The sequence below is a fragment of the Thermogemmatispora sp. genome (assembly GCF_019683635.1).
GTDB lineage: Bacteria > Chloroflexota > Ktedonobacteria > Ktedonobacterales > Ktedonobacteraceae > Thermogemmatispora.
Map to the genome: position 1 here is coordinate 1 of NZ_JADGIA010000255.1, position 6,518 is coordinate 6,518.

7 protein-coding genes are annotated in these 6,518 nt (G+C 60.2%); 6 read left to right on the forward strand and 1 reads right to left on the reverse strand.

Going from position 1 to position 6,518, the window contains the following annotated elements:
* From IRZ31_RS19350 to IRZ31_RS19375, 6 genes are all read left to right on the forward strand, one after another.
* Nucleotides 1-477, forward strand: a 477-nt coding sequence (locus IRZ31_RS19350) for a DNA-3-methyladenine glycosylase 2 family protein (RefSeq protein ID WP_363325704.1), incomplete at its 5' end; no start/stop codon positions are given.
* A gap of 38 nt (nucleotides 478-515) precedes the next feature.
* Nucleotides 516-1,943, forward strand: coding sequence for a DnaJ domain-containing protein (locus tag IRZ31_RS19355; RefSeq protein ID WP_297156766.1), 1,428 nt, complete (start codon nucleotides 516-518; stop codon nucleotides 1,941-1,943).
* 180 nt (nucleotides 1,944-2,123) lie between these two features.
* Nucleotides 2,124-2,897: a glycosyltransferase family 2 protein gene (locus IRZ31_RS19360; protein WP_297156769.1), complete on the forward strand. Its 774-nt coding sequence runs from the start codon at nucleotides 2,124-2,126 to the stop codon at nucleotides 2,895-2,897.
* A gap of 178 nt (nucleotides 2,898-3,075) precedes the next feature.
* Nucleotides 3,076-4,071, forward strand: a complete 996-nt coding sequence (locus IRZ31_RS19365; RefSeq protein WP_297156771.1) for a D-glycerate dehydrogenase — start codon at nucleotides 3,076-3,078, stop codon at nucleotides 4,069-4,071.
* 204 nt (nucleotides 4,072-4,275) lie between these two features.
* Nucleotides 4,276-4,563: a hypothetical protein gene (locus IRZ31_RS19370; protein WP_297156773.1), complete on the forward strand. Its 288-nt coding sequence runs from the start codon at nucleotides 4,276-4,278 to the stop codon at nucleotides 4,561-4,563.
* 314 nt (nucleotides 4,564-4,877) lie between these two features.
* Nucleotides 4,878-5,807 (forward strand): hypothetical protein, encoded by a 930-nt coding sequence (locus IRZ31_RS19375; protein ID WP_297156775.1) that lies wholly within the window; start codon nucleotides 4,878-4,880, stop codon nucleotides 5,805-5,807.
* 155 nt (nucleotides 5,808-5,962) lie between these two features.
* Here IRZ31_RS19375 and IRZ31_RS19380 read toward each other — a convergent pair.
* Nucleotides 5,963-6,518: TCP-1/cpn60 chaperonin family protein (locus IRZ31_RS19380; protein WP_297156778.1), on the reverse strand; the 556-nt coding region annotated here is incomplete at its 5' end.

Below are 6,518 nucleotides of genomic sequence, written 5' to 3' on the forward strand. Positions count from 1 at the left end.
ATCATGGCCCGTTTGCGCGCTCTGCTCCCTCCCGGCCCCATTCAGGCCCAGCCCCTCGTGGCTCTCGATGAGCAACAACTGCAGGCTGCAGGTCTCTCCTCGCAGAAGATCCGCTACATACGCGATCTCTGCGCGCGTGTCCTGAGCGGTGAGCTTGACTTGCAGCAGCTCCCAGCGCTTGACGATGAGGCTGTTATCCGCGCGCTGACCGCTGTCAAGGGCATCGGACGCTGGACAGCAGAAATGATCTTGATCTTTTCCCTGGGTCGCCTCGATGTCTGGCCCGTTGATGACCTGGGTCTGGCTGAGGGTCTCCGTCTCCTCTACGAGCTGGAACGGCGCCCAACACGCAAAGAGCTGCTGGCCTTCGGCGAGCGCTGGCGGCCCTATCGCACCATCGCAACCTGGTATATTTGGCGCACACGGCGCCTGTCGATGCAAAGCAACCGCGTCAAAACACGCATTGTATCGCTCTAGTATCATCCGCTTACTTTCAGCAGGCAACAGAGCCGGTCATGGAAAGGGACGAACTGGAAAACTACTACGCCATTCTGGGCATACCAGCGGATGCTGATCAGGAGACGATCAAGCGCGCCTATCGACAACTGGCACGGCGCTACCATCCTGATCTGGCGGGCCCCGAGGGGGCAGCCCAGATGAAGCGTATCAACCGAGCCTATGCCGTCCTGGGCGACCCCCAGAAGCGACAACAGTACGATGTGGCCTTGTGGGGAGTGCTGGATGTACGCAACGGCCAGCTGCGACCTCGCCGGCGCCCCCAGCGCGTAGATCCACAGGAGGAGCTGGAGTTTGCCAGTCTGAGCATCTTCAGCACGCGCGGCCCCTTACGCGCTGGTGTCCGCTTGCAGACGTCCCTGGGAGTGATCTCGGCCTTGGGCAGCGTTCAAAGCAAGGATAACGATCTCTACATCGCCGCCGGCACGCTGGATGGCCAGGGAGCTATTTGGAGCGTGGCCCACAGCACTCAGCTCTCTCAGTTTCGCACTGATTCTGCTCTGACAGTCGAATCGCTGCGTGAGCTGCGCTTTTCGCCACATGGAGAGTTGCTGGCCGGCTGGGGACGCCTTGGCCTGCACGTCTGGGATACACAGAGCGGCTCGCTGGTCTGGAGCTATCCTTTGCAGCAGCGCACCGTCTTCGACCATTACACGCTCGATCTGGCTTTTGTAGAGGAGGGAAGCGTTCCCAAGTCGCCGCCGGAATCGATGACGGATTCATCCTATCTGAGCCTGCGCCTCGCCCTCCCCTATCAGGCAGAGGACCCGCGCACCCCGCGTAAAGTGGGAGTGCGCGCTACCGATGTCCTGCTTTACCAGCCCGGGCAGAGCGCCGCCCCCCAGGAGAACCTGGTCTGCATCGAGGAGGAAATCGAGAAGCGCCAGTTTTGGGCCATTCGCCTGCGCGCCCTTTCGCGCGATACGCGCTCCTTACTGACGCTCTCCTGCGGACATAGCCCGGGCAGCCAGGAGGAGGTGATCGTTGTCCGGCGCTGGGATCTTACGGCTCGTACACGCTTCGGGAACCGCCCACGTCCGCGCATTGTCACCTCTGTGCTGGCCGGAACGTGTAGCGATTGTGCCCCACCCTATGCCGTCACGCCTGATCTACAGATAGTGGCCTTTGCAGCGCGACAGGAGCGTAATCGCGTGCGAGTACAGGACCTGCGGGCCGCCACCTACTACGATCTCGCCGTCGGCCCTCTGGGAGGCACCTCGCGTCTGGCGCTTTCCGACGATGCCAGTTGGCTGGCTGTGGCCCGTGAGGATAGCGAGATCAACGAGGGTGTGGTTGAGCTTTGGTCGCTGGCAGCAGGGCAGCTCGTCCAGAAGCTCTACCACCCGTGGCAGATCAGCGCCCTGCATTTTGCCGATCGTCGCCTGCTCGTTGCTTTGACCGATGGCACGATTCAGCTGTGGGAATGAGCAGAGAGACCTGGCCGCCGCCATTCATCAGGTCTGCGGCCCGGCCAGGAGAAAAAGCTCTATTCTTGCACACTACTATCCAGAGGGTTGTCATTCTGGATAAGGAGAGGAGCATGAATGGCAGAATGCGCCTCCCATGCTCTCCACGCTACAGCATCGGGAAGTGAGGTTACTGCAAGCATGCGCGTTTCGGTGGTTGTGCCTGTCTACAACGAGGAAGCTACGGTGGCCCGACTCCTGGAGGCCCTGGCCAGACTTCCCCTCGATCTGGAAGTGGTCATCGTCGACGATGCCTCTACCGACCGTACCTGGGACATCCTACAGACACTGCGCCAGCAGCCACCTTTTGATCGCTACCGCTACGTACGCCACAGCACCAATCAGGGGAAAGGCACAGCCCTGCGCACAGCCTTTGGCTATATCACGGGCGATCTGGTCCTTATCCAGGATGCCGATCTGGAGTATGACCCACAGGACATCCCTCTGCTCGTGGAGCGCTGGACCACGGCGGGTCAGCCACGAGCGGCAGTTTACGGCTGTCGTGATCTCTCTCAACAGCCCTGGCTGACACGCTGGGGCAATCGCTTTTTGACAGTGATCACTAACCTGCTCTACGGCTGCCGCCTCTCCGACATGGAAACTTGCTACAAGCTCATACCGCGCGCTGTGGTGCAGGCGCTCCCTCTGCGAGGGCGCCGCTTTGAGATTGAACCAGAGATCACCATCTACCTGGTGCAGGCCGGCCTCACCATCCTGGAGGTCCCCATTCGCTATACTCCTCGTCAGGCCAAAAAACTCTCTCCCTGGCGAGACGGATGGCCCGCCCTCCTTATGCTCTTGCGTCGCCGTCTGGCGAAGCCGTTCCATCTCCCGGCTACCCTTCCCTGCCAACAGAGCGCTAGCGCCGACGATCAGACGGATCAGACGAGAGGCTTGTCAGAGGTTATACAATAAAAGGAAAGTTCTATCCGGCATGGCTAACGGTCACAATCAGACTGCGTCAGCTCATCTGTAAAGCGGGGCGCCCTCTACATAGGCGAGGCCTCCCGGCTTCAACTCGTTCAGGCAGACCACTGCCCCAGCAAGTCAGCAGCAGCAGCAGCAAAGCAAGCAAAATCGGCAGGAGAGTGCTATGGCAGAACGTCCCAAAATCCTTGTGACCCAGCGTGTACCTGATGTTGCCTATCCGCCTCTGGAGGCCATCGGCGAGGTAGAAGCCAATATGGAGGAGGGTCTGATCTGGCCCTACGAAGAGCTGCTCCGCCGTGGCCCCGGTCATGACTATATTTTTTGTCTGCTCACCGACCAGATCGATGCCCGCTTTCTGGAGGCTTGTGCCTCGGCCACGCCACGCCTGAAGATGGTGGCCAATATGGCCGTTGGCTACAACAATATCGATGTCGAAGCTGCTACCCGCCTCGGAATAGCTGTCAGCAACACCCCGGGCGTCCTCTCCGATACTACCGCCGACCTGGCCTTCGGTCTGCTGATCGCCGTGGCTCGTCGTATCCCCGAGGCTGAGCGCTTTGTGCGCGCCGGTAAGTTCAAAGGCTGGGGTCCCTTGCTCTTCTGTGGCGCCGATGTTCATCACGCGACCCTGGGCCTGATCGGCGCCGGACGCATCGGGAAAATCGTCGCCAAGCGCGCCAGCGGCTTCGAAATGCGCGTCCTCTACTACGATGTCTACCGTCTGCCTCCCGAGGATGAGGCCACCTATCATCTAACTTATGCTCCGCTGGACGAGTTGCTGCGCGAGTCCGATTTCATCAGTATTCATACACCCTACCTGCCTTCGACCCACCACCTGATCGGCGAACGGGAGCTGTCACTGATGAAACCAACGGCCTATGTGATTAATACTTCTCGCGGACCCGTCGTCGATGAGAAGGCCCTGGTGCGCGCCTTGCAGGCGAAGCAGATCGCCGGCGCCGGCCTGGATGTCTATGAGCATGAGCCCGCCATCGAACCAGAGCTTCTGACAATGGACAATGTGGTATTGCTGCCACATATTGCCAGTGCCTCCTACGCGACGCGTAACCAGATGGCGCTGATGGCCAGTAATAACATCGTCGCCTACCACGAGGGACGTCGGCCTCCTAACCTGGTCAACCCCGAGGTACTGGGCTAAGCTAAGCCTCAAGTAGACCTGGTAGGCCAGCCCCCAGGAAAACCAGGAAGAAGACTCAAGCTACCCGGCTCCCGCTTCTGTAAGCAGCAGCGGCGGCAGAGTAGATGAAAAGGGGATGCCATTTGCCACAGCGCGGTTGACTTTTGCTGCAGACTCTTCTACTATGTCTTTAGCAGTCTGCTATCCTATCTGGACAGGAGGAAAGTGAGTGAGAGGATTCCCAGAGAGGGGGGCCAGTGGACGGTGAAGCGCACGGGAAGATTACTCGCTAAGGAATCCGGCTTACGGGCCTCTATTGGCGGGGAGGAGCGCCCTTATGTGCGTTGCGTCATTGCCGATCTCAACGATCCAACACGCCATTTCGAGTGCCGCGTGCTTGATGAGAACGATCTGCCGGTCGCCATTGGCGAGCTGATCACCCTGGAGGTCATCAGAGCTATCACTGATCGTCGTAGCGGGCAGGTCCGCTTTGACTGCCGTTGGGTCCGATAGCTTATGGCCCTGGGCCGCCGGGTGACTGACATCCACTGGTCAGTAGCCCTGAGCAACCCGTCTGGATTGAGCCGAGCCGCACGGATCAGGCAAGGATGCACTGTCCAGCGGGGAAGGAGCCGGTTTCCAAGCCGAGATAGCTCTCACTGGCTAGTCAATCAGCAACCGGTTGAGCGCGGGGGATAGGCGCCGCAGCACAGCAGGATGCCACACCTCGTCTCGGTTGCAGCCATTCTATCTATCCATCTCTTGCATAGAGTGCATTCTCCGACGACAGCAGCTGTTGTCGGAATGAACATGAGAGAGGTGCAGCCATGACCTGCACGCAATGCAAGCAAGAACTACCAGTCTATGCCGTGGTCTGTCCTCAGTGCGGCGCGGCGGTCTCATCAGGGACATCAGCATATTACTCGTATCTTCCCGCCGATACACTCGCCTGGCCGCGCGACCTGCGCGAAGCCCCTGGTTCCTTGCTGCTGGTCAACAGCGCTGCTGTTCAGGATGCAACCGCTGCTTTGCCTGGCCAGGCTCGACCAGGCTCGCGCCCCAACCGCTGGCTCACTGCGATCGTCGTCCTGCTCCTGAGCTGTCTGCTCGGCGCCGGTTTTACGGTGGGACTACTCTGGGTCCACGGCTATTTTGCCCCCAAGGCTCCCGCGCGCAGCGTTCAGCTTCCCAGCCAGGCACCGGCGGCAACCGCCACAGCAGGCACCCAGAACTCGACCACGAACGTTCTGCCCACGCCATCTTCCTTCAAGCCTTTGAGCAATAGCAGTAGTCAGTCTCTGGGCCTGATCTTGAACCTGCCCCAGGACTGGACCGAGGGCCAGCTCAATACCTCCACTAGCGGAGTGAAAACGCTCACACTTGATCCTCCTCAGAGTCTCTCAGTCCCTTTGAGCCTGCTGATTGTCCAATTTCCTAGCGATGCCAACCAGGCGTTTCCCAGCGCGCACGATCTTGACCAGTTTCTGATTCAGAACTTCGCTCAGGCCACCAGCCTGGGCAACCCGCAAGCCCTGACCAATACCCCCCAGACACGCACCGTCGGGGGCCAGACCTGGAGCGAAGACGACGTGAGCTTCCCTCTGAACAATAACCAAAGCTTGCACCTCGTCACCTTGAGCGTCATGTACAAGCAACATTACTACAGCCTTCAGTTTTACGCCAGCAACGACGTCTTTGACGAGGCAATGCAAAAGTACTATACCCCGATGCTCGACTCGCTGCACTTTACCGCCTGAGCAAGGGCCGGGCGGGACAGGCAGCCAGCCAGCTCACTGACAACCAACAAGGCCCTCCTCCTCTCCCAAAGACAGGGGAGGCAAGAGGGCCTCGTACAGTCTAACCCCGTTCTCGTCCCGTCCCAGAGAAGCGGGGTGAAGCGGTTCGCCGAGCGCTAGTACTCAGGCATAGAAGGAGTAGCAGCTGCTTTCTCTTTCTCAGGCACGTCGGTGATGAGGGCCTCTGTCGTCAGGATCATGGCGGCGATGCTGGCTGCATTCTGCAGGGCCGAGCGCGTCACCTTGGCCGGATCGGTGATGCCGGCGGCGATCATGTCCTCATAGCGATCGAACAGGACATTGTAGCCATAGTTGCGGTTGTTATGCTCGCGCTGGGCACGCAGAATGCCCTCGACCACGACCGAGCCATCCTTGCCACCGTTGATGGCGAGCTGGCGCACCGGCTCCTCCAGGGCGCGGCGCAGGATCTTCACCCCGGTCGCGGCATCGCCGGTCAATTCCAGCTTGTCCAAAGCCTCGATCGCATTGAGCAGGGCCACCCCACCGCCGGGAACGATGCCTTCCTCAACGGCGGCCCGGGCCGCCGCCAGAGCGTCCTCCACGCGCGTCTGGCGATACTTCTGCTCCACCTCTGAGCCGGCCCCAACCTTGATCAGGGCCCCGCCGCCGGCCAGCTTCGCCAGGCGCTCCTGCAGCTTCTCGCGATCGTAG

What these genes read in the sequence shown, in the direction of transcription:
- IRZ31_RS19360 (WP_297156769.1), top strand. Translation starts at nt 2,124, where the DNA reads ATGCGCGTTTCGGTGGTTGTGCCTGTCTACAACGAGGAAGCTACGGTG.
- IRZ31_RS19355 (WP_297156766.1), top strand. Translation starts at nt 516, where the DNA reads ATGGAAAGGGACGAACTGGAAAACTACTACGCCATTCTGGGCATACCA.
- IRZ31_RS19375 (WP_297156775.1), top strand. Translation starts at nt 4,878, where the DNA reads ATGACCTGCACGCAATGCAAGCAAGAACTACCAGTCTATGCCGTGGTC.
- IRZ31_RS19365 (WP_297156771.1), top strand. Translation starts at nt 3,076, where the DNA reads ATGGCAGAACGTCCCAAAATCCTTGTGACCCAGCGTGTACCTGATGTT.